Source organism: uncultured Thiodictyon sp., assembly GCA_903837595.1.
In the GTDB taxonomy this organism is placed as follows: domain Bacteria; phylum Pseudomonadota; class Gammaproteobacteria; order Chromatiales; family Chromatiaceae; genus Thiodictyon.
The window spans coordinates 1-25,817 of the sequence record CAILVI010000342.1 but is presented as its reverse complement, the minus strand read 5'-3'; the positions used below and the strand labels follow the sequence as shown (position 1 = coordinate 25,817).

Sequence of the window (25,817 nt, the reverse complement as noted above, 5' to 3'; positions counted from 1 at the left end):
TGACCCGTTCGCTGCTTGCGCTCTATCCCCAACTGGCCAGGCTACGGGCGCTGGAGGTCGCGGCCGTCGTCTCGCCCAATCATAACGACCCGGAGTCCTGGCGCAATTGGTCGGACAAGGAGAAACAGAAGGCATTGATCGAACGCTTCAAGCGCCGCTGGGCGCCGGAGCAGACGGCCAAGACCGATCCGCTGGCGATCCTGGTCGTAAACAACATGCTGCTGACCGGTTTCGACGCCCCGGTGGAGCAAATGCTGTACCTGGATCGCAAGATGGTCTCGCACGACCTCCTGCAAGCGATTGCCCGAGTCAACCGGACCTATGGGGGCAAGCACTGCGGCTTTGTGGTCGATTACATCGGCGTGGCGCGTCACCTGGACGAGGCGCTGAAAGAATACGACGGCGCGGATATCACAGGGGCGCTCATCGATATCGGTGTCGAACTGCCCAAGCTGCTGGACCGACGGGCACGCGCCGTGGCGGTCTTCACGTCGCGGGGCGTGACCGACCTCTTCACCCAAGTGGACCAGTGCGTGGAGTTGCTTGCCGACCTCAAGGTCCGGGCCGAATTCATCACGGCGCTGCGTCTGTTCTACGAGACCCTGAACATACTGGAGCATCGGCCGGAAGTCCCCGGGGATGTGTTTCGGGACGCCAAGCTGCTGGGCTTCATCAACAAGGTGGCAGCGAACCTGTACCGCGATCCGGCACTGAACCTGTTGGGCGTGGCGGAAAAGGTCAAGACCCTGATCGACGGCCATGTGTCGGCCCGTGGGGTCGATCCGAAGATCCCGCCCACGGCCATTACCGACGCGCAGTTCGAGCAGGTGCTTGCCAACCAGACCAACAACCGCGCCAAGGCGGCGCACATGCAGCACGCGGCGCGTTTTCATATGACCGGGTTCACCAACCCCTGGAGATGGTCGATCGCATCGCTCAGGAGATCAGTACCGTGGGGTTTTGGAAGAAGACCAATGCCAGGGAGTTGCTGACCAGGCGCCTGGTCCGTGACCTCGACGAGCGGGGCATCTGCCAACCTGAGACGGAACGGGACCTGGCGCAACGCCTGGTGGCATTGGCCCGCGAAAACCATGAGCACCTGACCCGATGATGACTGAGACCCTAGAGATGGACGGACTGGCCTTCACGATAAGGCGCAGCGACCGCCGTCGGACCCTGGGGTTGACCGTGGACCGGGCCGGTGAATTGGTCATCCACGCGCCCTTTGCCACCGGCGATGACGAACTGGCCGACTGGGCCGGGAGTAAGCTGCTCTGGGTGCACCGCAAGCTCGCACTCAAGGACGAATCCGCGCTCAAGGCGCTGGCCCCTGAGTATGTGACCGGGGAGACCTTCAGCTATCTCGGCCGCCGCTATCGCCTGGTGCTGGTGGATGAACAGACGGCGGCGCTCGACTTCGACGGGACTCGCTTCCTGCTACGGCGTGATGCACGGCCCGCCGATGCCCACTTCCGGCAGTGGTACATCGACGCGGGTAAAGAATGGCTGGCGCGACGTATCGATTTGCTAAGGTCGCGCACCGGCCCGGCCCCGACGCGCGTCCTGGTGCGCGACCTGGGTTACCGATGGGGGTCCTGCGGGCGCGATGGTGCGCTGTACATCAACTGGCGGGTCCTGCAACTCCCGGTCCGATTGGTGGACTACGTGCTGGTCCATGAGTTGTGCCACTTGGTGGAGCCCAGCCATAACCGGCAATTTTGGCGGTCGCTGGAGCGCGCCCTGCCGGATTGGCAGGACCGTAACGCCGAACTTCATCGCGGCACCGCCGATGTCTTCTGGTGTGCTCCCGCGATGCGGCAATAGATCGAGATGCCTGGCCCTCTTTCGTTTATCGCCCACCCGCTGGCGCACCTGCCCCGCCCCATCATCAAGCCGCCACCGACCGGGCGTAGACCTCGAACTGCGCCGCCGCGAGCGGCCAGCTGAACAGATAACCCTGAGCGATTCGGCACCCCTCGGCCTTGAGGAAGTCCGCCTGGATCGGCGTCTCGACCCCCTCGGCGACCACGCGCAGCCCCAAGGCGTCGCCCAGGGCGATGACCGCCCGCGCCATGCTACAGGCATCGGCATCATCCGGGAGCCCGGCGACACACAACCGGTCGATCTTGAGTTCGCGCACCGACAGGCGCTGGACGACCGCCAGGGAGGAATAACCGGCGCCAAAATCATCGATACCGACTTCGATGCCTTGGGCCTGGAGACGCAGGATGTTCATGGGCGCCGACTCCGCATTGGCCATGATCCAGGTCCCGGCGATCTCAACCGCCAGGGCGTTGATCTCCAGACCCGCCTCGCCAACGATATCAGCGATGCTTTCCGCCAGGCTCGGGTTGCGCATATCGCCGCTGGACAGGTTGATCCAGATCGCCGCATCGGTGAGCAGCCCCTGATCCCGCCACGCCTTCATCTGGGTGGCGGCGGTGCGTACCACCCAGGCACTGATCGGCACGATGAGCCCGGTCGACTCCGCCACGGGGACGAACTGGGTGGGTTCGATCAGCCCCCGCACCGGGTGGCGCCAGCGCAGCAGGGCCTCCAGGCCGGCGATGCGACCGGTTGCAAGCTCGATCTGGGGTTGGTAGTGCAGGGCGAATTCCCCGTCGGCGAGGGCCCGCTGCAGGTCGGTCTCCAGCGAGACGAGCGCGATGGCGCGCGCCGTCATCGCCTGCGTGTAGAAGCGAAAGGTGTCGCGGCCCTGGGCCTTGGCCCGATACATGGCGGAGTCGGCATTGCGCACCAGGGCATCGACGTCGGCCCCGTCGTCGGGATAAACGCTGATGCCGATGCTCGTGGTCACCCTGAGCGCCCGCCCCTCGACCACGAACGGCGCTCTGAAGGCCGCGAGCAGCTTGTCAGCAACCAGACCGGCACTGCTGCCGTCGGCCAAGGCCTCCAGGACCACGATGAACTCGTCGCCGCCCAGACGCGCGACCGTGTCACCCTCGCGCACCAGACCACGCATAAGCCCCGCCGCTTGCTTGAGCACCTGGTCCCCGGCCGCGTGTCCCAGGCTGTCATTGATCGCTTTGAAACGATCCAGGTCGACAAACAGCACGGCGACCTTGCGGCTCTCGCGATTGGCATGGTGCATCGCCTGGTGCAGGCGGTCGGCGAACAGCAGGCGATTGGGCAACCCGGTCAGCGGGTCATGTTGGACCAGATGTTCGAGTTGCCGTTCACGCTCCTTGAGCCATGCGGTCAGGTCCCGATGATCGGTGATGTCGTGCCAGGACTTGACCACACCCAGTACCTCACCCGCGGGGCCGAGCAGCGGCGAGGCGATCACCTCGATCCAATGGACCGCTGCATCCGCCCACAGGTTGCAATGGACCACCTTGACCGCCGTCGCGCCGGCCAGGACCTGCGGCACCGGGCAGGGATGGTCCGGGCTGTCGCAAGGGGCAGTGCGGCCATGGATGGCACGGTAGCAGGTCAGGCCGCCGAGTTCCTCGCGCAGACCACCAATGGCCCGTTGTGCGGCCTGATTCATCAGCAGGAGCCGGTAATCGGTGTCGATGGCCATGATGGGGTTGCCGACCCCGTCGATGACCGACCGCAGGAAATGCGGCGCAGCGAGGATCGCGGGCCGCGTCCGCACGACCTCAATGACGTCCGCCAGGTCGGGGGTCAGGGGCGCCGCATCGGCGGCGTCAGGCGTCTCGCGACGCGGCGCGGACAGCGGATCAGCGAGTGCGCGGTCAGTGGGGTCCTTGGAGGGCGGCATGACGGGTCCAGCAATAGATAAAATGAAAACCGTCACTCATTACCCGGCAGCGCGATGGAGCATCACTCAGACAGGTTTCGGCCCGATCATAGCTCGAAGCGCTTCATCTGTAAGTCCCATATTTATAAGTCATACGAAACCGCTCAGAACATCCCGGCGCCGGGCCGCCGCCGGCTTGTCCGCACCACCGTTACGCCAGCCTTGGCGAGCCTTTCAACCCATTGGCAAGGACCCTGGACGAGGTCCCACCCCGCTCGATATGCACCGCCAGCCAGACACACGGCGGATCGGCGGAGGTTTCGAGCACCCGGTGCGGCGTGTGGGCGGGGATAAACAGATAGTCGCCGGACCCCAAGACCCGCTCCACCCCCGCCACCCACAGCCGCGCCCGGCCCTGGAGCAGGACCACCCACTCGTCTTGCGGCTGGTCATAGAGGACCGGCTCCGGACTCGCGCTGCTCACGATGTGCTCGATCCACACCTGGCCGCGCGCCGGCCCTGGCGGCAGGTCGAGCCGCAACAGGTCCGCAAAGACCTCACCGGTCTGGGGCCGCGGCAAGTCGGCGAACAGATTTCCAACGGCTGACGGCATGTTCAACCTCCGGCTTCACTCCCAGCGGAACAGCCAGGCCGCCACGCTGAGAAACACCGCGGCCAGGGCCGCGAGCAACACCACCTGTGGCAGGACCTCCAATACCCCGGCCCCATCGATCATGATCCGGCGGGCGGCATCCACCAGGTGGGTCAGGGGTGAGAGTTGCGACAGCACCCGCGCGGCGGCACTGGTGCCCTCCATCGAGAACCAGACCCCGGAGAACAGGAGCATCGGCCAGGAGAGCAGGTTCAGGATGCCGTCGGCCAACTCCTCGGTACGCAGCCGCGCGGCGACGATGAGCCCCAGGCTGATGAGGCACAGCGCGCCAGTGGCATACACGAGGACCAGGGCTAAATAGGACCCGCGCATGGTGAAGTGCAGCAAGAGATCTGCACCCACGAAGACCACCAGGCTGGCACCCATCACCACCAACAGCCGCGAGAGCACCTGGGCGGTCAGGAACTCAAACGCACTCAAGGGCGTGGCCTTAAGCCGCCGCAAGACCCCATTCTTGCGATAGCGCACGATCACATAGCCGACCCCCCACAGGCTGGAGAACATCACGTTCATCGCCAGTATGCCGGGCAGGACCCAGTCGGCGTAGCTCACGGCCGCGCCGGTGAGCGTATGGCGCTGCGGCGCCGCGGCGTTGGTCGCGGCGCCGTCCCCCGCCCCCAGCAACAGGCGCTCGGCCAGATAGCCGCTGGGAGACTCCAGGTTCACCCAATAGCTGGGTGGGCTGGAGCGCGGGTCGAGCAACAGGTCGAGTTGATGACGATCGACCTTGGTGACGGCCCCCGCCAGGTCGGTGACCGGCACAAACTGGATATGCTTCAGGGCCAGAAAGGCGCTCGGCGGCGGCGCGGCGGTGTCCGCGGCGAGGACCCCGACCTTGAACTGGTCCGGGGGATCGCCGCTGAAGATGAAGGCGAAACCCAGCACGATCAGGATCGGCATGAGGATATTCCACCCCAGACCGGCGCGGTCACGGTAGAACTCGCGGTTACGGGCAACGAGAATAGCGAGGATACGGCGCCACATCGTGGGGTCTCCCGGGCCTGGCCCGAAGGTTGCGCGCCGCGGCATGGGGCGCGCGGCCAGTATTCGCCCCAGCCCGGAGGGGAAGAGCCCGGGGACAGTCGGGGACGCTTGCGGTAGCATTGTCCCAAGCCCGGGCGCGGACCGCCAACCGCGGATTCCCGCCCGTCCTTCCCGGACCTTCACTCTACTGGAAATCGACCCGATGGCCATCCTGCTCCTTGGACTCTTTCTCTTCATCACCGCCCACTCGATGCCCTTTCTCGCCCGCGGCACGCGGGAAAAGTTCGTGAGCGTCATCGGGCTGGAGCGCTGGCGGGGCTTCATCTCGGTGGTCAGCCTGATCGGCATGGCCATGATCTGCATCGGTTATTCGCTCGCCCGGCAGGCGCCGGTCCCGCTCTATGTCCCGCCGACCTGGCTGCGGCACTTAAGCCTGCTGATCATGCTCCCCGTCTTCCCGCTGCTGTTCGCCACCTATCTGCCCGGGCGCATCCAAAGCGCCGCCGTCCACCCGACCCTGCTGGCCGTCACCTTCTGGTCGCTGGCCCACCTGCTGGCCAACGGCAACCTGGGGGACGTACTCCTGTTCTGGTCCTTCTTCATCTGGTCCGTGTCCGACCGCGTCTCGCTCAAGTATCGGACCGAAGCGCCAATTCCTGGCGCCCAGCCCTCAAAATTCAATGACCTGATTGCCATCGTCGGCGGCTTGGCGGTCTATGTGGTGTTCCTGTTCTGGGTCCATGCCTGGCTGTTCGGCGTCTCGCCGCTCGGCGTGACGGCGCTGTAGGGCCATGACCGACACCAGCAGCACGGCATGACGAGCGGCACATTCAAGGACATCGAGCAACTCGAGGCGGACCTCTGGGAGGCTGCGGACAACCTCCGGGCCAACTGCAAGCTCACCTCCAGTGACTATTTCATGCCGGTGCTGGGGGTGATCTTCCTGCGCCACGCCGCCAACCGCTTCGACGCCGCCGCCCGGCAGATCGCCGCGGACCAGGCGAGCGGCCAGATGCCCCAGCGCAAGCTTTTACCGGAGGACTACATCCGCCGCCGCGCGCTCTACCTCCCGGAGCCGGCGCGCTTTGATTGGATCATGCAGCAGGCGGCCTTGGGCGGCACCGCGCTGCCCCGGCTGGTGAACAACGCCATGACCGCCATTGAGGCGAGCTTCGCGCCGCTCGTGGGTGTGCTGCCCAAGGACGACGGCATCTTCGAGACCAAGGTGCTCGAAGACCTGATGCGGGTCTTCAACAGTGACCGCATCCGCTCGGCCACGGGCGATGTCTTCGGGCGCATCTACGAGTATTTCCTCGCGAAATTCTCGGTCCAGAAGGCCCACGACAACGGTGAGTTCTTCACCCCGTCGGCCCTGGTACAGACCATCGTCAACGTCATCGAGCCGGATCACGGCATCGTTTTCGACCCCGCCTGCGGCTCCGGCGGCATGTTCGTGCAGTCGAGCCACTTCATCGAGCATGCCGGCGGGGACACCCGCAAGAAGGTACTGTTCTACGGCCAGGAGAAAAATCCCACCACCATCCGCCTCGCCACCATGAACCTGGCGGTCCACGGGCTGGAGGGACAGATTGCCGAGGCCATCACCTACTATCAGGACGAATTCACCGTCTTCGGCCAGTGCGATTTCGTCATGGCCAATCCGCCCTTCAACGTCGACCTGGTCGACGCCGAGCGCATCGCTGGCGACCCCCGCCTGCCCTTCGGTCTGCCGGGTGTGAACAAACAGAAGAAGGTCGGCAACGGCAACTACCTGTGGATCTCCTATTTCTGGAGCTATCTCAACGTCCGGGGGCGCGCCGGATTCGTCATGTCCTCCCAGGCGTCGAGCGCCGGGCATGGCGAAAAGGAGGTCCGGCGCAAACTGATCGAGACGGGCGACCTGGATCTCATGATCTCCATCCGCGCCAACTTCTTCTACACCCGCACCGTCCCCTGCGAACTCTGGTTCCTGGACCGCGGCAAGCCCGCCGCCCGCCGGGATCAGGTGCTGATGCTCGACGCCCGCAACATCTACCGCAAGGTCACGCGCAAGATTTATGACTTCTCCCCGGAGCAGATGCACAACCTCGCGGCCATCGTCTGGCTCTACCGCGGGCAGCGCAAACGCTTCCTGGGGCTGGTCAGTGACTACCTGACGCGGATCGGTGCCGAGTGCACGCTGATCCCACCCGCACTTGCCGCCTTCGAGTCGCTGCTGACACAGTTGAGCGGACGCTTCCAGGAGTTGGACCGGGCGGCGTCCGGGCAGGCCGGCCTGGACCCCGAGCGGCGGCAGGCACTCACCGCGGCCCTAGCCGAGTTGGCCGAGGCAACGGGGTTTTACACCGCCGACGCGGCCAAACTCCTCGCCAGCCTCAGCACATACCAAGCACAGGCAGCGCCAACCGACACCACCCCGCCGGTGCCCGGAGTAAGTGAAGCGAGCGACCCCGAGTGCTCCGCTGGACTCACGCGCCTGGTGGAGCATCAACACGCCGCCCGGCACGCCTTCGAGCCCATCGCCGAGTCCACCCGCGGGCTGATCAAACAGGTCGACCTGCTCTACAAGCTCAGCGCCCGGGGGGCGGACCTGGGTGCCGCGTTGGCCGCCGCGTCCGAGGCGGCAGCCCGGGATACCCAGGCAAGCCCCGAAGGGGCGCGACATACCAGCCCAGGGCAACGCCCTGGGTCGTCCGAAAAGGACGATCAAGCCCTGAAAGGGCGCGACACGCAAGCCCCGGTGACCAATGGCGGCCCCTATGACCGCCGCGCCGCCAATCGCGAGTTGAAGCAGCTCGAAGAGGCACGCAAGACATCGGTCGAGCAGTTGCGCCGCGCACTCTACTTTCACCGGCAGGTGGTCTGGCTCCAAGACCGGTTCCCGCGGGCCGAACTCGTGCCCGTCCCCGGCCTGGTCCGTGTCGTCGACCGCGCCGAGATCGCCGCCGCCGACTGGAGCCTAACCCCCGGCCGCTATGTCGGCGTCGCCCCGCCCGAGATCGACGACGACTTCGACTTCGAGCAGACGCTGCGCGACATCCACACCGAGATCGCCGACCTCAACCGGGAGGCGGCGGGGTTGGCGGAGCGGATTGCGGAGAACTTTGAAGGACTAGGGATATGAAGTGGCGCACAACACCCCTTGACGCGATAAAGGCCATAACTCCTTACGCCTTCGTGGGCGGCCCCTTCGGCTCCAACTTGACGTCACGCGATTATGTGGATGAAGGTGTTCCGGTCATTCGCGGAAACAATCTTGCAGCCGAAGCAGCATTTCATGATAATGACTTTGTTTTTGTATCTGAAAGCAAGGCAGAGCAGCTTCACTCGAACACAGCTTATCCAGGAGACCTCGTTTTTACTCAACGTGGCACACTGGGCCAAGTCGGCTTAATTCCGACTGAGCCAAGGTTCCAGCGTTACATCATTTCGCAGAGCCAGATGAAACTGACGGTAGCGCCGAATATCGCGGACAGCCGTTTCGTCTATTATTTCTTTCGCCAACCTAAAACGATCCAGAAGATCATCAATCACGCAACATCTTCTGGTGTACCACATATCAATCTTGGGACATTGAAGAGCTTTGCGATAAGGCTCCCCGACGTTCAGTATCAGCGGCAGATCGCTAAGATCCTTTCGGGATATGATTACCTGATCGAAAACAACCGACGCCGCATGGCGCTGCTGGAAGACGCAGCGCGGCAACTCTACAAAGAGTGGTTCGTCCGCCTGCGATTCCCCGGCTATGAACATACGTCCATCATCGACGACCTGCCCGAGGGCTGGCGCGAAGAACCACTTGGAAGGGTCACGACCAAGCTCGGCAGCGGCTTCACCCCGCGCGGCGGGGAATCCATCTATCTCTCGGAAGGCGTACCGCTCATTCGCAGCATGAACGTCTATGACGATGCCTTCCTGGAGAACGGCCTTGCATTCGTCGGCGAGGACCACGCCGACGCCTTGTCCGGGGTAACGGTGGAATCGCGGGACATCCTGCTGAATATCACCGGGGCCTCGGTGGCACGTTGCTGCATGGCGCCCGAGCGGTTTCTGCCCGCCAGGGTCAATCAGCACGTCATGATCATCCGCGTTGATCCGGCCAAGGCCGATCCGTTCTTTGTCCACAAGGCCATCAACAGTGATGAACGAAAGCGCCAACTGTTGAGCTACGCGCAGAAGGGATCAACCCGCGAGGCCCTGACGAAAGAAATGGTTGCACGCTTTGCGATCACACTCCCAACCAACGCCTTGATGCGCCAGTTCGGGGACTTCGCCGCGGAGCTTTTCCAACAACGGGAAAACCTGGCGCTTCAGAACCAAAAGCTCCGCACCGCGCGCGACCTCCTACTCCCCCGCCTGATGAGCGGCGAGCTTGCGGTTTGACCAGCGCAGAGAAGACGGCCATCCGACTGCTCCCGCGCTCACGTCGGGGCGGGTTTGAAACCCGGGCCTTGATCATCGTTCCGGCCAGCCGGTCCGTCTGCAACTGGAGGTCGAGGCTTTAGCCGGTGGCGGTTTCCGACGTGCCTATTGTGAGCGGCGAAGGGTCCGGTCGGCGCAGGGACGCGCGGCAGTCGCGATACTAAGGTCCGATGCAAAGGACTCAACCACTGATGTCCATGGCGGGACGATCCGTCGCGGACATCGGTGGCTGGATGCCCAAGATAGGACAGCCTATCTCAGCGATATCGCGACGGCTGCTGGGGACAGGACAGCCTATCTCTCAGAGATATAGCGACGGCTGCTGGAGATAGGGCAATCCATGATCGGACATATAACCTCGACTGCCGGAGATAGGACGGCCTCTCTCAGAGACACAGCGACGGCTGCCGGAGACAGGACAATCCATGATCGGACATAGAACGTCGACTGCCGGAGATAGGATGATCCATGACCAGACACACAACATCGACTCCCGGAGACAGGACAGCCTATTTTAGAGATAGGACGGCCAAATTTCAGAGATAGGCCGACTGAATTTCAGAAATATGTCCGCCTATCTCAGGAATAAGTCAGCCTATTTCAGAAATAGCTCGAGCTATCTCAGAGATAAGCCAGCCTATCTCAGAAAGTAGGTCGGCCTATCTCAGCGATAACGCGGCCTATCTCAGAAACTCAGTCAGCCTATCTCAGAGAGACGCCGGCCTGTCTCAGAAATAGGTGGGCCTATCTCTGAAATTCGGTCGGCCTATCTCAGCGATAAGGCGGCCTATCGAGATACAACGCCGATCACCAACGGTAAGACGGCCTATCTCGCGTGGAAACCGCCGACCAGCGCAGCTAAGACGTCCTGTCTCAGAGTCGCAACGACGGCCGCCGGAGATAGGGCGCTGGCGGACGCCCCCACCCCGGTCCTCCCCCACGAGGGGGCAGGGAGAAAATGCAGCTCCGAGGAGCTTCTGTTACAGGAGGTCGAGGCTTTAGCCGGTCCGGCGCGCAGGCGCCACTGATTTATTTTGGATCTGTCGGGAGCCGCCACCGGCTAAAGCCTCGACCTCCGGTTACGGCCGGAGTGCGGGAACGTCGGCCCGCGGATCATCTGGCATCCTGGGCATGCCGAAGCCCAGGCACTCAGCACCAGCGCTAGCATGCCCTTGCAGTGACTAGCACACGCAGTTCGCGGTATTCTAGGCATGAATTTGGCCCTTGGATTTTGGGGACAGTGTGCATGATCACCAACATCAACAGCGAAGACCGCCTGGTCCAGCAGACCTTCGCGCAGCACCTGGAGCAGGCGCTCGGCTGGGAGTCGGTCTATGCCTTCAATGCGGAGACCTTCGGTCCGCACGGCACCCTGGGCCGCGCATCGGAGCGTGAGGCGGTGCTGCTGCGCGACCTGCGCTCGGCCCTGGGGCGGCTGAACCCGGAGATGCCGGAGTCCGCGCGGGAACAGGCACTGGAGCGGCTGACGCGGATCGACGCCTTTCGTTCTCTCATACAGCACAACCGTGACTATTATGCGTTCATCCGCGATGGGGTGCCGGTGGAATGGCGCGAGGCGACGGGGCAGTTCAGGCGCGAGCGGGCCTGGGTGATCGACTTTCGCAACACCGCCAACAACCGTTTCCTGGCGGTGCGGGAACTCAAGCTACAAGGCGTGCGGGTGCCCCATTACAATCGGCGCGCGGACCTGATCCTCTTTGTCAACGGTCTGCCCCTGGTCTTCATCGAGTTGAAGGCGGTCTATAAGAACATCCGCACCGGGTTCGACCACAACCTGACCGATTATCTGGACGAGCACAGCATCGCCCATGCCTTTCACCATAATGCCTTGCTGATCGTGAGTAACGGCGATCGGGCGCGCTATGGCTCCATCACCAGCCGCTGGGAGCACTTCGTGGAATGGAAGCGCGACCTGGAGAAAGACCAGGCGCGGCTGGATGCTCAGTGCCTGCTCGACGGCCTGTTGGCCAAGGAGCGACTGCTCGATCTGGTGGAGAACTTTATCCTGTTCGATGACAGCCGCACCGGCGGCACACGCAAGATCGTGGCACGCAATCACCAGGTGCTCGGGGTCAATAACGCGGTGGAGTCGGTACGACGGCAGGAGCAATTGAAGCGGGAATTCCACAGCGGCACGCGTCTGGTCGAGTACCGGGCGCCGCTGCCCGAATTCCTGGGCAAGGCTGACCGGCCGGCCGATCCGGGCACCGCCTTAGCGTCGAGTTACGCGGCGCTCACCCGATCGACCAAGACGGCGGATGAAGACCTGTTGCCGCTGGTGCGGCGCGCCCATCCGGACCTGGGCCGGCTCGGTGTCTTCTGGCATACCCAGGGGAGCGGCAAATCCTATTCTATGGCCTTCTTCGCGGAGAAGGTGCGCAGGATGCTGGCGGGTAATTTCACCTTCCTGATTATGACGGACCGTGAGGACCTGGACGGCCAGATCTGGCGGACATTTATCGGCTGCGGCCTGACGGATGAAAAGACCCCGCGTGCGGACTCAGGCAAGGCGCTCAAGGTGCTCCTGCAATGCAATCACCGCTATATCTTCAGCCTGATCCACAAGTTCAATCAGCCGGTCATCGAGCCCTATAGCGAGCGCGACGATATCATCGTGCTCTCTGACGAGGCTCACCGCACCCAGGCCGGCCGCCTGGCGCGCAACATGCGCCTGGCGCTGCCCAATGCCGCCTTCATCGGCTTCACCGGCACGCCGCTCTTCCAGCACGATGAGCTGACCCGCCGGATCTTCGGCGGCTATGTGTCACGCTATGACTTCCAGCGTTCGGTGGAGGATCAGTCCACCGTGCGGCTGGTCTACGAGAGCCGCGGCGAAAAACTCGGGCTCGCCCGGCTGGACCTGAATGACCGGATCGCGGCGGCCGTCGAGCAGGCCGATCTGGACCCCGATCAGGCGGGGTTGCTGGAGCGGCTGCTGGGCAAGGACTATGAGGTCGTCACCGCCGACGATCGGCTGGACAAGTTGGCGGATGACTTCGTGGCGCACGCCTCCACCCGCTGGCAGACCGGCAAATCGATATCGACAAACCCATGCGCGCCCACACGCTGATGCAGGCAATCGCCCGGGCCAACCGCATCTATCCGGGCAAGGAGTGCGGGGTCATCGTCGACTACAACGGGGTGCTCAAGGGACTGCGTGAGGCCCTGGCCCAATTTGCCCTGGGGGATGCCGACGGCGCAACGGTCGCCGACACGGTCGCCCCGATCGAGGACCTGGTAGCCGCCCTGCTCCAGGCGCTCCAGGCAGCGGAGCAGCACCTGCTGGGGCTGGGGTTCGACGCGGCATGCCTCGCTGGTGCGACCGGCTTCGCCCGGATCGAGGCGCTGCGCGATGCGGTCGACGCAATCTATACCTCCGACGAGGCCAGACGCCGCTTCGAGGTCATGGCCCGCCAGGTCTTCACCTGCTTCAAGGCCCTGCTGATGGAGCCGAGCGCCCTCGCCTACGCGCAGCACCATGACAACCTCGAGGCGATCTGCAGGAAGCTCCAGGAGCGCCGCGACACCGCCGACGTGACGCAACTGCTCAAGGCGCTGCACCGCATCGTCAATGAGGCGATCCGCGCGACGGCTCCAGGCCCCGACGAGGTCAAGGACCAGGACGACGGGATCACGATCGATCTGAGCCGGATCGACTTCACGCGTTTGCGCGCGGAGTTCGCCAGGAAGGTACGCCGCAAGCGCGCCGCGGTGCAGGACATCCGCGACCTGGTGGAACAGAAACTCGCGCAGATGCTGGCCCGCAACCCGACCCGCATGGATTATTACAAGCGCTATCAGGAGATCATCGCGGATTACAACCGGGAGAAGGATCGCACGACGGTGGAGGCGGCCTTTGCCCAGTTGGTCGAACTGGCGGCCACCCTGGACACCGAAGCACGCCGGGCGGCGGCGGAGGGCTTGAGCGAGGACGAGTTGGCGCTCTTCGACCTGCTGTTCCGGGATGATCTGAGCCGGGCGGATCGCGACCGCATCAAGCAGGCAAGCCGGGCACTGCTCGCGTCCCTGCAAGCGCTGCTGCGCCCCATGGCGGACTGGACGCAAAAGACCGCCACCCAGGCCGAGGTCAAGATCTTCATCCTGGATGACCTCTACCGCGCGCTCCCGCGGCCGACCTTCACGGACACCCAGACGGAAGCGGTTGCGGCGCTGGTCTACGACTATGTCTGGCAGCGCAGCGCCCATGGTGCGTACCTGTTGGCGGCCTAGCAGGGGCCGCAGCGCCGCTGGGGCCTTGATCATCGTTGCGGTCAGCGGCCGTCTTCTGGAATCCAAGGCTTCAGCGCTTCAGCCTTGGTCCTGTCCATCCAAGGCTGAAGCCTTGGACTCCGGCCCCGGGGTGGCCGGAACGACGGGCCATGACCCTACGCGCGACTGCCGGGGCGCCGCCGTCGGCCGGTTTCCAGTGACCCTTCAGGCGCCTATAATCACCCCATATTAGCGCTTTTCAATATTCCTAAGGAGCATCCCATGCCGACCTATGACTACCGCTGCGCCACCAACGGCCGTGTGCTGGAGGTCAGCCACCGCATGAGCGAAAACCTCGAGACCTGGGGGGATCTGTGCCGACGGGCCGGCGTGCAGCCCGGGGATACCCCGGCCGACGCCCCGGTCCAGCGCCTGGCCACCGGGGGCAACGTGATTTCCAGCACCAGTCGGGGGAGCAGTGCGACACCGCTGCCCCCCTGTGCCAGCGGTCATTGCTGTCCGAGCGGCGGCTGCAGCATGCACTGAACGCAGGCACTGCCGCACTGCCGGGGTGCTTGCCCTTTGACGGCATGGGTTATACACCCCTACTATGCATACGCTTCCCAGCCGCGCTGCCGGCGCAGCGCAAGGACTGGGGGCTGAAGGTTCGGTCCCAACCAATCCGATCGCTGCACACCCTGCCCCCGCCTACCCCGCCAACGCGGACCGGCAGCGGGGCACCGACCCCCCTGGCCGCGCGCCTCAACTGGAGAAATCACCATGGCATTCAAATTCAAGCTACCCGAGTTCAAGCAGCCCGAAAAATGCAACGTCGGCAAGAAGGACCGCATCATCCGCCTAGCCGTTGCCGTGCTGCTACTCATCGGCTTCTACCGCGGCGGCTTCCACAACTGGGTCATCGCGCTGATCGCCCTCGTGCTGCTCGCTACCGCCTATTTCGGCTTCTGCCCGGCCTACCTGGTGACCAAGACGAACACCAACCAGAAGGACTAGCCCCCGGCTAGCCAGTAAGCCGCTGGATCGCGCCCGGCCGAGTCACTGCACCCGGCCGGGACGCTTGCCGTGAAAGTCGCGCCGGCAGCGCGGTCCACATCTCCCTCCCTCTGTGGGGGAGGGCGGGGTGGGGGGACGGCCAAACACCATTGCCCGCCGGCACGCAGCGGATGATTCCCCACGCAGCCGCACAGGCTCTATACTGACGCCCATCACCCCCTGACCCCGGGCCGTGCCATGCCCCGCGCCACGCTCCTGCGACAACGCCTGTTGGTCCTGTTCCTGGCCGCCCTATTCGCGTTTTTTTCGCCGCTGCCGGGCCGCTTCGAGTCGGTGCCGAGCCTGCTCGGCATCCCCGCGCTCTATCTCTATCTCTTCGGTGTCTGGGCACTGGTGATCGCCGGTGCCGCCTGGGCATCCTCCCGGGGCCGGGATTGAACGTGATCGCAGGCGCGCCCGCGTCGGTGATCACCGGGCCGCTGATCATCGGCGTCGCCTGCGTCTATCTGGGCGGGCTCTTCGCAATCGCCTACTGGGCGGACCGACGCGCAGACCGCGGCCACTCAGTGATCGGCAACCCCACCGTCTACGCACTCTCGCTCGCCGTCTACTGCACCGCTTGGACCTTCTACGGCAGCGTCGGACGCGCGACCGCCTCGGGCCTGAGCTTCCTCGCCATCTACGTCGGCCCGACGCTCATCGCGTTGCTGTGGGGCTCGGTGCTGGTCAAGATGGTGCGGGTGAGCAAGACCGAGCGTATCACCTCCATCGCGGACTTCATCGCCTCGCGTTACGGCATGAGCCAATTGCTCGGCGGCCTGGTAACGGTGATCGCGGTGTGCGGGGTGGTGCCCTATATCGCGTTGCAGCTCAAGGCGATCGCCTGGAGCTATACCATCCTGGCACACTACCCCGACGTGCAGATGCCGCAGGTCCGCAACCTCGCCTTCTGGGCCGATACCGGCTTCATCGTAGCCCTTTTGCTCGCTGCCTTTACCATCCTCTTCGGCACCCGCCACCTGGACGCCAGCGAGCGCCACGAGGGCATGGTCGCCGCCATCGCCTTCGAGTCGATCGTCAAGCTGGTCGCCTTCCTGGCGGTGGGGCTGTGGGCGACCGTGGGACTGCTGGGGCTCGGGACCAGCGGCGGCCCGGCCCTGCCCGAGGTCGTCGACGACCCCCATGTCGCCGCCCTGCTGAACCCGGGCATCCACTCACCCGCCGACTGGTTCGCGATCTCGCTGCTGGCCGCGCTGGCGGTGATGTTGCTGCCCCGTCAGTTCCAGGTGGCGGTGGTGGAGAACAGCGACGAGCGCCAGATCCGCCGGGCGATCTGGCTCTTCCCGCTGTATCTGCTGCTGATCAACCTGTTCGTCATCCCGATCGCGGTGGCGGGGCTCCTGATGTTCCCGGACGGCCAGGTGGATCCAGACACCTTTGTACTCAGCCTGCCAATGGCCTTCGGCCATCCCGTGCTGGCACTCACCGTCTTCATCGGCGGGCTCTCCGCGGCCACCGGGATGGTGATCGTGGAGGTCATCGCACTCTCCACCATGGTCAGCAACGACCTGGTACTGCCGGTGCTGCTGCGGCGCTGGCACCACCGCCCCGCGAGTATGGATCTTGGCCGCTTGCTGCTGATGATCCGCCGCGCCGCCATCGTGTTGATCCTGGTCCTCGGCTGGCTCTATTACCGGCTGGCGGGGGAGGCCTATGCCCTGGTCGGCATCGGGCTCATCAGCTTCGCCGCGGTGGCGCAGTTCGCGCCGGTGGTGTTCGCCGCACTCTACTGGCGCGGCGGCACCCGGGAGGGCGCACTGGCCGGGCTCACGGCGGGCTTTCTGGTGTGGATCTATACCCTGCTCCTACCCTCCTTCGCCCGCTCCGGCTGGCTGCCGCCCATGTTCATCGAGTCCGGGCTCTTCGGCCTGGATTTCTTGAAGCCCCAGGCGCTGTTCGGGCTCAGCCACTGGAGCGAGGTGACCCACTGCCTGTTCTGGAGCCTGAGCGCCAACATCGGCGCCTTCGTCGCGGTCTCCTCACTGCGCGCCCCCAACGCGGTGGAGGCCACCCAGGCCAGCGCCTATGTGGATGCCTTGAAGCACGGCCGACGCATGGGGCTCCCGCTGTGGCGCGGCAGTGTCGAGGTCGCGGAGCTGCGCACGCTGGCCGAGCGCTTCCTGGGGGCCGAGCGCACGCGCCGGGCCTTCACCAACTTTGCGCTGACGCGTGGTCTGGAGACGCCGGAGTCGCTGCCGGCGGACGCCCAGACCGTCGCTTTCGCCGAGACCCTGTTGTCCGGGGCCATCGGCGGGGCCTCCGCCCGGGTCATGGTCGCCACGGTGACCGAGGAGGAACCCCTGGGCATCGACGAGGTGCTGGATATCCTCGACGAGGCCTCCCAGGTCCGTGCTTATAGCCACGAACTCGAACAGAAATCCCGGGAGCTGGAGGCGGCCAGCGCGGAGTTGCGCGCGGCCAACGAGCGGCTCCAGGAACTGGATCGACTCAAGGACGACTTCATGTCCTCCGTGACCCACGAATTGCGCACCCCGCTGGCGGCGATCCGCGCCTTCTCCGAGATCCTGTTCGACGACCCGGAGATCGAGGTAGGGGAGCGCAAACGCTTCCTCGGCATCCTGGTGAGCGAGACCGAGCGACTCTCGCGGCTGGTCAATCAGGTCCTGGACCTGGCCAAGATCGAGTCGGGCCACGCCGACTGGCTGATCGAGCCGGTGGACCTGCTGGAGGTGATCGAGCAGGCGGTGGCGAGTACCGGTCAGTTGATCGAGGGGCGCGGGGCGCAGCTGGCGGTCGAATCAGACCCAGGCCCAGCGCCCCAGGTGCTGGCCGACCGCGACCGGCTGGTCCAGGTCCTCGTGAACCTGCTGTCCAACGCCGCCAAGTTCGTCCCGACCACGGGCGGGCGGGTGGCAGTGCGACTCACCCGCAATGGCGACTGTGCCCGGGTGTGCGTCGCAGACAATGGGCCCGGCATCCCGGCGGCCGATCTCAGCCTCGTCTTCGAGAAGTTTCGCCAGGCCGCCAGCGGTGGGGAGAAACCCATCGGCACCGGGCTCGGGCTGCCCATCAGCCGCCAGATCGTGGAGAATTTCGGCGGCCGGATCTGGGCCGAGGCCGGGGCACCCACGGGGGCGACCTTGTGCTTCGAACTACCCGCACTCGCTTGCGAAACAGGCCAGCAACCCCCAGAAGAACCGGACCGGGATCGCACTGATCCGGCCCCAGCACCCGGTGAGAGTCCACCATGAGCCAACGTGTACTGATCGTCGACGACGAGCCCAATATCGTCATCTCACTGGAGTTTCTCTTGAAGCGAGAGGGCTTCACGGTGAGCGTGGCGCGCGACGGGGAGGAGGGCCTGGCGGCCATCCGCGCCCAGCGTCCGGCGCTGGTGGTACTGGACGTCATGATGCCCAAACTCGACGGCTTCGCGGTCCTGCACGCGGTGCGCTCAGACCCCGAATTGGCCGGCACCCGCATCCTGATGCTCACCGCCAAGGGCCGGCAGGCCGAGCAGACCAAAGGGCTGACACTCGGGGCCGATGCCTACATGCCCAAGCCCTTCTCCACCCACCAGCTGATCGCCAAAGCACTGGAATTGTTGAACACCGATGCCGCGGCAGCGCCGGGCGGGAACTGAGTCATGAGCGATACCGACGAATTCTCACCCATGCCCGGGCTCAACACCGCATATCTGGACACCGCCCTGGAGCAGACCGGCGGTGCCGATCAGGCACTGCTGCGCTCGCTGGCGCGCCGCCGCCCCCCGGTGGTCCCTCCCGAGGCAACGTTGCGTGACACCCTCTACCAGATCAGCCAGCGTCAGGAGGACGCCGCGGTGGTGGCCGACGAGGCCAGCGGCCTGCCGCTCGGGCTCGTCACCCTGCGCGAGATGCTGCACGTCATCAGCTTCGAAGGGGCTGGGCTCGATGACCCGGTGGCCGCCCACATGATCGGCGCCCCGCTCACCATCGCCGCGGACTCCCCAGCCCACCGGGCCAAGGTCCTGATGACCAAGCGGGGGGCCAAACACCTGCTGCTGGTGGAAGCCGACGGGCGGCTGTTCGGGCTGGTCGGGCAGGCCGACCTGCTGGGGCTGCGCGCCGGCGGGGCCGAGGAACTGATCGAGTCCATCGGCAACGCCCGTGACCTGCCCGCCATGACGCTGGCAGCCGATCAGGTGCGCAAGCGCGCGGCCGACCTGTTTCGCTCGGGCATGGGAGTCGAGGCGCTGTGCCAATGGATGTCCGGGCTCAACGACCTCATCGCCATGCGCGTGATCGAGATCATGGAGGACGAGTTCGACCTACCGGCCGTCCCCTGGTGCTGGCTGGTCTTCGGCTCCGAGGGCCGGCTGGAGCAGACCTTCACCACCGATCAGGACAACGGGCTCATCTTCGTCCCGCCGGAGCCCGCCGCGACGCAGGAGCTACGCGCCGCTTTTCTGCCGTTCGCCCAGGCGGTGAATAAGGCCCTGGACCATTGCGGCTTCGAACGCTGTCGCGGCAATATCATGGCCGGCAACCCGGCCTGGTGCCTGAGCGCGGATGAATGGCGGCGGCGCTTCGCCGACTGGCTGGCCGAACCCGAGCCCCAAGCCCTGCTCAACGGCACCATCTTCTTCGACTTCCGCCCGCTCTACGGCAGCTTCGAGCCCGCCGATCACCTACGCACCTGGCTGCTGGCGGAGACCATCGCCGCGGGTCGCTTCCTGCACAACCTGGCGGAACAGGCGGTCAACGTCGCCCCGCCGATCGGCTGGGCCGGCCAATTCACCTATGACCGCAACCGCGACTTCCCCCACACCATCGACCTCAAACTCCAGGGCGCCCGCCTCTTCATGGACCCCGCCCGCGTCTGGGCGCTCAAACACGGCGTCTGGGCCACCAATACCGCCGAGCGCCTGCGCGCCGCCGGCGCCTGCGAGGGGCGCCCGAGCGCCGACACCGCGGCCGAGATCGAGGCCTTTCACCTCATCCAACGCTTCCGCATCAGCCAACAGTTGCAGACCACGGACCGCGAGGGCGTCAACCGCGTCGACCCGGACGACCTGAATGAACTGCACCGCCTGATGCTGAAAGAGGCATTCAAACAGGCCAAGCGGATGCAGCTGCGGCTGCGCCAGCAGCATCTTTTATTTTGACCTTCGGTCAAAATAAAAGATTGGGAACCACTATGCGCAACATCAAGGCCGGTCTGACATACTTTGCCCTGGTCTTCGGCGCCGGATTCGTGCTGGGCGCAATACGGGTACCATTCCTGGTGCCGCGGCTTGGTATACGGATCGCCGAACTGACCGAAATGCCGCTGATGCTCGTCGTCATCGTGTTGGCCGCCCGCTTCATCGTCAAGCGGTTCGCCTTGCCACCGGGCCTGTGGGCGCGCCTGGCCGCGGGTGCTATCGCCTTGTCATTGCTCGTCGCCGCCGAGTGGTCACTCACCGTCGTGCTTGCCCATCAATCAATCGCCGACTACATCGCGAGCCGCGACCCCGTCTCCGGCAGCGTCTATCTGGCCATGCTCGTGCTGTTTGCCCTGATGCCGCTTATCCTGGTGCGGGTACGCTCAACACGCTGAACAGCCGGCGCTGCACCCGCACCGGCTGCTACCCAAGCCCCTTCGCGGCGCCCCGCGGCCCTGTGTGGGTCAGCGAACAGACCCTCGCGGGTCGCCGGACCTACCCTGCTGACTCCTTCATTTCGAGCGAGTTAGCCAATGACATTCACCGCCCCCAAGACCCTGCTTGCCATCGCCATCGGCATCGCCACCACGGCCGCCTTCGCCGGCCCGGGCGGGCCGCGTGGCGATCATGCCTGGTCCGCTGATAAGCACCTCGCACAAATTGCCGAGCGCCTCCACCTGACCCCGGAGCAGCAGTCCCAGGTGAAGACCATCATTGAGGAAGAGCATGCCGCTGCCGAGCGCCTGCATCAAGACGCCCGCAAGCGCATCGACGGGGTCCTCACGGATTCCCAGCGTGCAGAACAGAACGCGGAGATGAATAAGCGGATGGGGCAGCATGTGGACCGCCTGGCGAAACGTCTGAACCTGACCGACGAGCAGACCACCAAGGTACGCGCCATCCTCGAAGAGCAGAGAGACCAACCGGGCCTGGACCGCACCGCGATCAAGGACCGGATTGCTACCGTCCTGACCCCGGCGCAAAGGCAGCAGTTGGAGTCCATGGGACCGCGCGACGAACGCCCGGGCAAGCAGGACTGCGAACCTGGGCACGACCACATGCGCGACGGACCGATGGGTGGACCGGATGGTGACCTCGCCGACGCACCGGATGGCGGCCCACCTGCTCAGCGCTCCGGGCGCTAACGGACGCACCATCGTCCCTGGCTCGAGTCGGTGCGCGGTACCGCACTGAGCATATTTGCTCTTCTGTGTAAAGCGCCGCTCCAGCGATGGAAACACTCATTCCACGCCCGGGTCATGACCGCAGTGGTCACGGCTCAATGCGCTAATCGGAGATTCCCATGAACAAAGAACAAGTCACCGGTCGCGTCGAGGAAGTGAAAGGCAAGATCAAGGAAGTCGCCGGCCATGTCGTCGGCAATAAGGAGCTAGAAGAAAAAGGAGCTATCCAGAAGAACGCCGGCAAGGTCCTGGCTGACCTCGGTGATTACGCCGCGGATGCCAAGAGCCGCCTCTAAGACGGCACCGGCAAAGGTCGGTCACTGACCCGGCCGGACTGGCTTGCGGTCCGGCAACGACCCGACGATGGGTCTTGATCGCCCCGGTGCTGCTGGCTTATGGCCGCCCCGGGGGCGCTTTCTCGTTCCAACGCGGCGCGTGAGTAAGAAGCCGGCCAGCGCGCACCGCCGATGCCGCGACCGGGCGGTTTGCCGTGACCCGCCGCCGCCGTTGCGGCAAGATGGCACCTTCCCCAGTCGCCACCCGTCATCGGCCCCATGAATCTGACCATCTACACCCTACTGCTGCGCCTGCTGCTGCCGATCATGTTGCTGCGACTGCTGTGGCGCAGCCTCAAGGCGCCAGCCTATCGGCAACGCATCGCCGAGCGCCTGGTCCGGGACACGCCGCCAGCGGCGCCCGCGCAGGTCTGGGTCCATGCGGTCTCGGTCGGGGAGGTCCAGGCCGCCCAACCCCTGATCAAGCACCTGTTGACCCGCGACCCGCCGCTCGCGGTCCTGGTCACCACCACGACCCCCACGGGCGCGGCGCGGGTGCAGGAATTGTTCGGCGACTCAGTGACCCATCGCTATACCCCCTATGACCTGCCCGAGGTGGTCGGACGCTTCCTGGACCGGGTGCGCCCGCGACTGCTGATCGTCATGGAGACCGAGATCTGGCCCAACACCCTGGCGCAGTGTGCCGCACGCGGCATTCGCGTCGTACTGGCCAACGCCCGGCTCTCGGCCCGCTCGGCCAAGGGCTATGCGCGCCTGGCAGGACTGACCCGCGCGACGCTGCGGCGCTTCGACCTGATCGCCGCCCAGGGCGAGGCCGACGCCCGGCGCTTTGAAGACCTGGGAGCGGACCCCCAGCGCGTGCGGGTGACCGGCAGCATCAAGTTCGACCTGCGCTTGCCGGCCAGTCTCCAGGACCAGTCGGAGGTCATGCGCCGGACCTGGGGCGGCGACCGGCCGGTGTGGGTGGCGGCCAGCACCCACGAGGGCGAGGACGAGCTCATGCTGACCGCCCACCGGCGCCTGTGCAGCCGCGTGCCCACGGCCCTGCTGGTGTTGGTGCCGCGTCACCCGGAGCGTTTCGACCGGGTCGCCGGCCTGATCACGCGTGCGGGGTTCCAACTCGCGCGGCGCAGCACCCGGGCGCCTTGCACACCGCAGACCGGCGTCTTCCTGGGCGACAGCATGGGTGAGTTGCCGGTCTTCCTGGCCGCAGCGGATGCCGCCTTCATCGGCGGCAGCCTGGTGCGCACCGGCGGCCACAACCCGCTGGAAGCGGCCGCGGTGGGCGTGCCGGTGGCCATCGGTCCCCATGTGTTCAACTTTGCGGCGATCACCGAACTGCTGGTGGCGGAGAGCGCGGCGGTCCAGGTGGACAACGCCGCTGCGCTCGCGGACCTGATGACGCAGTGGCTGACCAATGCCGCACTGCGCACCCGTGTCGGGGAGCGCGGGCGGCTGGTCGTGGAGCGCAACCGCGGCGCGCTGGCGCGGTTGATCGAACTGATCGAAGGGCAGCTGGCGGGCAACGCGGGTTAGAATCGGGCCATCACAGGGGGCGATCAGCCTCGAAAGCAAACGTGGGCGGCTGACCGCGGTCGGGCTCAAGCTGGCGGGGGTGTGCGACCAGGGGACCATGGACCTGGCCGGAAACGACTGGGAGTGGTGGGCCAACAGGCCCTGACGGACGCGCGGCCAGGTCACTCTGGAGTCCAGGGCTTCAGCCCCGGCGGCGCCGGGCCAAGGCTGCCTTGGACTCCAGGGGATCAGCGCAGGTAGGCCCCGTCCTCACCGATCTTGCCGGGGCCGTTCAGGACATAGATACCGGCGGAGTTGGCGCGCACGCTGAAGCTCAGATGCCCGCCGCCGACCTGCACCTCGCGGCCGGTCACGGCATCGCGGTAGGTGCCGTCGGGCACGCCGTCGACCGTGACCTGCTGGTCTGAGCCGATGGCCAACCCGACGACGGCATAGTCACCCTGTTCGGACAAGTCGCGCACAAAGCTCATCCCACTCCCCCACTCAGACACCCGGGTCATCGGCGCCTTTTGCAGCGCGGGCACGGCGCGGCGGATCTGGTTCAGGCGTCGGATGTGCTGATAGAGCGGGTGGGACTGGGTGGCACCGATGGCCTCATCGGTCAGGTGATCGCCGAAATAGGCGCGCCCGGTCTGGTCCAAGGTGTCGCGCTCGCCCTCTACATCCTGGGGGGCGCCCTTCATGAACTCGATCTCCTCGCCGTAATACAGGCACGGGATGCCGCGCGCGGTCCAGATCAGGTTGTAGGCGGCGGCGGCCATCCATTGGTCGCCCTTGAAGCGGTATTTGAAGTCGTTGTCCGGCCCCACGTCGTGGTTCTGCAGGAAGGTCACCAGGCGGGTCGCGTCCCCATAGATCCAGTCCATACCGAGGATCTGGGCGGTACCGCCATAGGTCCCCTTGCTCACCGTGTCGCGGAAGGTGGAGAAGAGACCGAAGTCCAGCACCGAGAAGCCGGAGTCCCCGCCGGAGTTGGGGTCGCGCGGGTCATGCCCCAGGCGCGTGTACCACCAGGGGCGGATCTGGCTCGGGCCATTGTCGCCACCGCCTAAGTCCCCCCAGCCATAGCCCTTGACCAGGTTCTCGCCGAAGACGAAGAGCCCCGGCTTGTGGGTTTTCCAGGCGTTGACGTATTCCAGCAGGTTGTCGCGCTCCACATGCTTGACGGTGTCGATGCGCAGGGCGTCGACGCCCATGTCGAGATAACCGTTGATGGCGCCGATCAGGTAGTCCTTGACGTTCTGCCGGTCGGTGGCCAGATCGATGCAGTCACCGGCCAGGTGCTTGTGCTGCAAGGGCCAGGCGCTCTCCCAGTCGCCGCCGCAGATGAAGCCCTCCTGGTGGTACCAGTTGGGGTCGAGCTGATTGGCATCGACGCCGAAGAAGCGCCCCGGGTTGTAGCCGGGCTTCGGTACCGTCTCGCCGGTCTTGGGGTCGACCAGCGGCTCCAGCCCTTCAGGGTCGCGGGCGTGCCGCTCCCGCCACCAGTCCGGGGCCAGGGGGTTGTCGATGTCGTCCCGGTTGGGGCAGGCATAGTTGCCCAGGTTACCCTGGTAGGGGCCGTGATTCACCCGACCCTGCTCTGAACCCTGGGGGACATAGTATTTGATCGGCAGGTGGTCGATGTGGACCTGACCGCGGATGCCGTATTGGCAGGAGTGATTCACCACCACGTCCTGGATGATCTTGATGCCCTTGGCGTGGGCGGCGTCGATCAGGTCCTGATACGTCGCCCCGGGCGACTCCAGGCGCGGGTCGATGCGCGTCCAGTCATAGGCGTGATAGCCATGGTAATCGAGCCCGGAGCGGTTCTCGACCGGGGGGGTGATCCAGATGGCAGTGAACCCCAGGTCCCGGATGTAATCCAGGCGCTCGATCAGGCCCTTGAAGTCGCCGCGCCAATGGGGATCGATGGCCTGGCCGTTGGCGTCGAAACGGATGCGGTCGCGGCAGAAGAAACTGTTGCCGGGGTCGCCGTCGTAGAAGCGGGTGGTGAGGAGGAAATAGATGGTCTCCTCGCGAAAGTCGGTCCGCTCGCGCACCGGGGCCAGCCGCTCGGAGACGGCCGGGCGCGGCACCGGTGGCGGTGCGGGCCTGGCTGCCGCACCGGCGGCCGGCACCTGGTCATGCCAGCGACCGCCGGCATCCAACCAACCGCTGCGCTCACGCGTAAAGTCGGGGGTCTGGTTGCCCTGGGCGTCGGTGAACAGCAGCCGCACGGAGCGGATACCAGGGAAGCGGTACAGCCACCAACCCGGGCGCTGCGGATCAGGCGTCATGGCCACACCCGGCCAGGCACTGCCGGCACCGCCCGGGGACTGATCCCAGAAGTGGACACGCAGCGGCTCGGCCCAACCCGCGGGGCGTTCACAGGCGACGACGAGTTCGGTGGCCTGGGGATGGGTGCGGTTCTGTTTAGGCATAGCGGGTCCTGGGTGTGGTGAACCGCCGGTGCGGTTCCGCATGAAGGTGGAGCGTGAAAGTCAGACCGGGACCCGGTGGGAGCGGCTTCAGCCGCGACGCAACCTCGCAGGCTGCCGTGGTCTCG

Annotated in this window: 21 protein-coding genes and 1 pseudogene; 18 read left to right on the top strand and 4 right to left on the bottom strand. The window is 65.4% G+C overall.

Going from position 1 to position 25,817, the window contains the following annotated elements; all coding sequences use genetic code 11:
• The 3 genes and pseudogenes from QZY44_RS19265 to QZY44_RS19255 all read left to right on the top strand — a co-directional run.
• A pseudogene (locus QZY44_RS19265) lies at window positions 1–992 on the top strand (restriction endonuclease subunit R); the annotation flags it as partial.
• Entirely contained in the window at window positions 953–1,111 is a 159-nt protein-coding gene (locus QZY44_RS19260; protein WP_295450017.1) for a hypothetical protein, read from the top strand. The pseudogene QZY44_RS19265 and the gene QZY44_RS19260, both read left to right, overlap by 40 nt.
• Window positions 1,108–1,824 carry a SprT family zinc-dependent metalloprotease gene (locus tag QZY44_RS19255; RefSeq protein WP_295450013.1) on the top strand — a complete coding sequence of 239 codons (717 nt, stop codon included), beginning with the start codon at window positions 1,108–1,110 and terminating at the stop codon, window positions 1,822–1,824. The genes QZY44_RS19260 and QZY44_RS19255 overlap by 4 nt, the downstream gene beginning before the upstream one ends.
• A 64-nt stretch (window positions 1,825–1,888) precedes the next feature.
• Here QZY44_RS19255 and QZY44_RS19250 read toward each other — a convergent pair whose 3' ends face one another.
• The 3 genes from QZY44_RS19250 to QZY44_RS19240 form a co-directional block, all read right to left on the bottom strand.
• Window positions 1,889–3,745, bottom strand: coding sequence for a GGDEF and EAL domain-containing protein (locus QZY44_RS19250; RefSeq protein WP_295450010.1), 1,857 nt, complete (start codon window positions 3,743–3,745; stop codon window positions 1,889–1,891).
• 190 nt (window positions 3,746–3,935) lie between these two features.
• Window positions 3,936–4,337, bottom strand: a complete 402-nt coding sequence (locus QZY44_RS19245; protein WP_295450007.1) for a cupin domain-containing protein — start codon at window positions 4,335–4,337, stop codon at window positions 3,936–3,938.
• Window positions 4,338–4,352: 15 nt separating this feature from the next.
• A complete protein-coding gene (locus QZY44_RS19240) occupies window positions 4,353–5,381 on the bottom strand; it encodes an ABC transporter permease (protein ID WP_295450004.1) in 1,029 nt (342 codons plus the stop codon).
• A 202-nt stretch (window positions 5,382–5,583) separates the two neighbouring features.
• Between QZY44_RS19240 and QZY44_RS19235 the strand changes: the two genes are divergently transcribed.
• From QZY44_RS19235 to waaA, 15 genes are all read left to right on the top strand, one after another.
• Entirely contained in the window at window positions 5,584–6,168 is a 585-nt protein-coding gene (locus QZY44_RS19235; RefSeq protein WP_295450002.1) for an NnrU family protein, read from the top strand.
• 27 nt (window positions 6,169–6,195) lie between these two features.
• Complete coding sequence (locus QZY44_RS19230; RefSeq protein WP_295449999.1) at window positions 6,196–8,505, top strand: N-6 DNA methylase; 2,310 nt, start codon at window positions 6,196–6,198, stop codon at window positions 8,503–8,505.
• A complete protein-coding gene (locus tag QZY44_RS19225; protein ID WP_295449993.1) occupies window positions 8,502–9,764 on the top strand; it encodes a restriction endonuclease subunit S in 1,263 nt (420 codons plus the stop codon). Before QZY44_RS19230 ends, QZY44_RS19225 begins: the two co-directional genes overlap by 4 nt.
• Before the next feature lie 1,285 nt (window positions 9,765–11,049).
• On the top strand, window positions 11,050–12,894 hold the full coding sequence (locus tag QZY44_RS19220; protein ID WP_295449986.1) for a type I restriction endonuclease: 1,845 nt from the start codon (window positions 11,050–11,052) through the stop codon (window positions 12,892–12,894).
• Complete coding sequence (locus QZY44_RS19215) at window positions 12,876–14,054, top strand: type I restriction enzyme endonuclease domain-containing protein (RefSeq protein ID WP_295449983.1); 1,179 nt, start codon at window positions 12,876–12,878, stop codon at window positions 14,052–14,054. The genes QZY44_RS19220 and QZY44_RS19215 overlap by 19 nt, the downstream gene beginning before the upstream one ends.
• 261 nt (window positions 14,055–14,315) lie before the next feature.
• Entirely contained in the window at window positions 14,316–14,579 is a 264-nt protein-coding gene (locus QZY44_RS19210) for a zinc ribbon domain-containing protein (RefSeq protein WP_295449980.1), read from the top strand.
• A 234-nt stretch (window positions 14,580–14,813) separates the two neighbouring features.
• Complete coding sequence (locus QZY44_RS19205; protein WP_295449977.1) at window positions 14,814–15,047, top strand: DUF2892 domain-containing protein; 234 nt, start codon at window positions 14,814–14,816, stop codon at window positions 15,045–15,047.
• A 237-nt stretch (window positions 15,048–15,284) separates the two neighbouring features.
• Window positions 15,285–15,485: a hypothetical protein gene (locus QZY44_RS19200; protein WP_295449974.1), complete on the top strand. Its 201-nt coding sequence runs from the start codon at window positions 15,285–15,287 to the stop codon at window positions 15,483–15,485.
• A 2-nt stretch (window positions 15,486–15,487) separates the two neighbouring features.
• Complete coding sequence (locus QZY44_RS19195; protein ID WP_295450020.1) at window positions 15,488–18,319, top strand: sensor histidine kinase; 2,832 nt, start codon at window positions 15,488–15,490, stop codon at window positions 18,317–18,319.
• On the top strand, window positions 18,316–18,711 hold the full coding sequence (locus tag QZY44_RS19190) for a response regulator (RefSeq protein ID WP_295449971.1): 396 nt from the start codon (window positions 18,316–18,318) through the stop codon (window positions 18,709–18,711). The genes QZY44_RS19195 and QZY44_RS19190 overlap by 4 nt, the downstream gene beginning before the upstream one ends.
• Before the next feature lie 3 nt (window positions 18,712–18,714).
• Complete coding sequence (locus tag QZY44_RS19185; RefSeq protein ID WP_295449968.1) at window positions 18,715–20,214, top strand: DUF294 nucleotidyltransferase-like domain-containing protein; 1,500 nt, start codon at window positions 18,715–18,717, stop codon at window positions 20,212–20,214.
• A gap of 32 nt (window positions 20,215–20,246) precedes the next feature.
• Complete coding sequence (locus QZY44_RS19180) at window positions 20,247–20,648, top strand: hypothetical protein (RefSeq protein ID WP_295449966.1); 402 nt, start codon at window positions 20,247–20,249, stop codon at window positions 20,646–20,648.
• A gap of 138 nt (window positions 20,649–20,786) precedes the next feature.
• Complete coding sequence (locus QZY44_RS19175; RefSeq protein ID WP_295449961.1) at window positions 20,787–21,398, top strand: hypothetical protein; 612 nt, start codon at window positions 20,787–20,789, stop codon at window positions 21,396–21,398.
• A gap of 158 nt (window positions 21,399–21,556) precedes the next feature.
• On the top strand, window positions 21,557–21,733 hold the full coding sequence (locus tag QZY44_RS19170) for a CsbD family protein (RefSeq protein WP_295449951.1): 177 nt from the start codon (window positions 21,557–21,559) through the stop codon (window positions 21,731–21,733).
• A 258-nt stretch (window positions 21,734–21,991) separates the two neighbouring features.
• Window positions 21,992–23,269 (top strand): lipid IV(A) 3-deoxy-D-manno-octulosonic acid transferase, encoded by a 1,278-nt coding sequence (gene waaA / locus QZY44_RS19165; RefSeq protein ID WP_295449946.1) that lies wholly within the window; start codon window positions 21,992–21,994, stop codon window positions 23,267–23,269.
• 227 nt (window positions 23,270–23,496) lie between these two features.
• On the opposite strand, the gene QZY44_RS19160 is transcribed toward waaA, so the two are convergent.
• Window positions 23,497–25,692 (bottom strand): alpha-amylase family glycosyl hydrolase, encoded by a 2,196-nt coding sequence (locus tag QZY44_RS19160; protein ID WP_295449942.1) that lies wholly within the window; start codon window positions 25,690–25,692, stop codon window positions 23,497–23,499.
• Window positions 25,693–25,817: the final 125 nt, after the last annotated feature.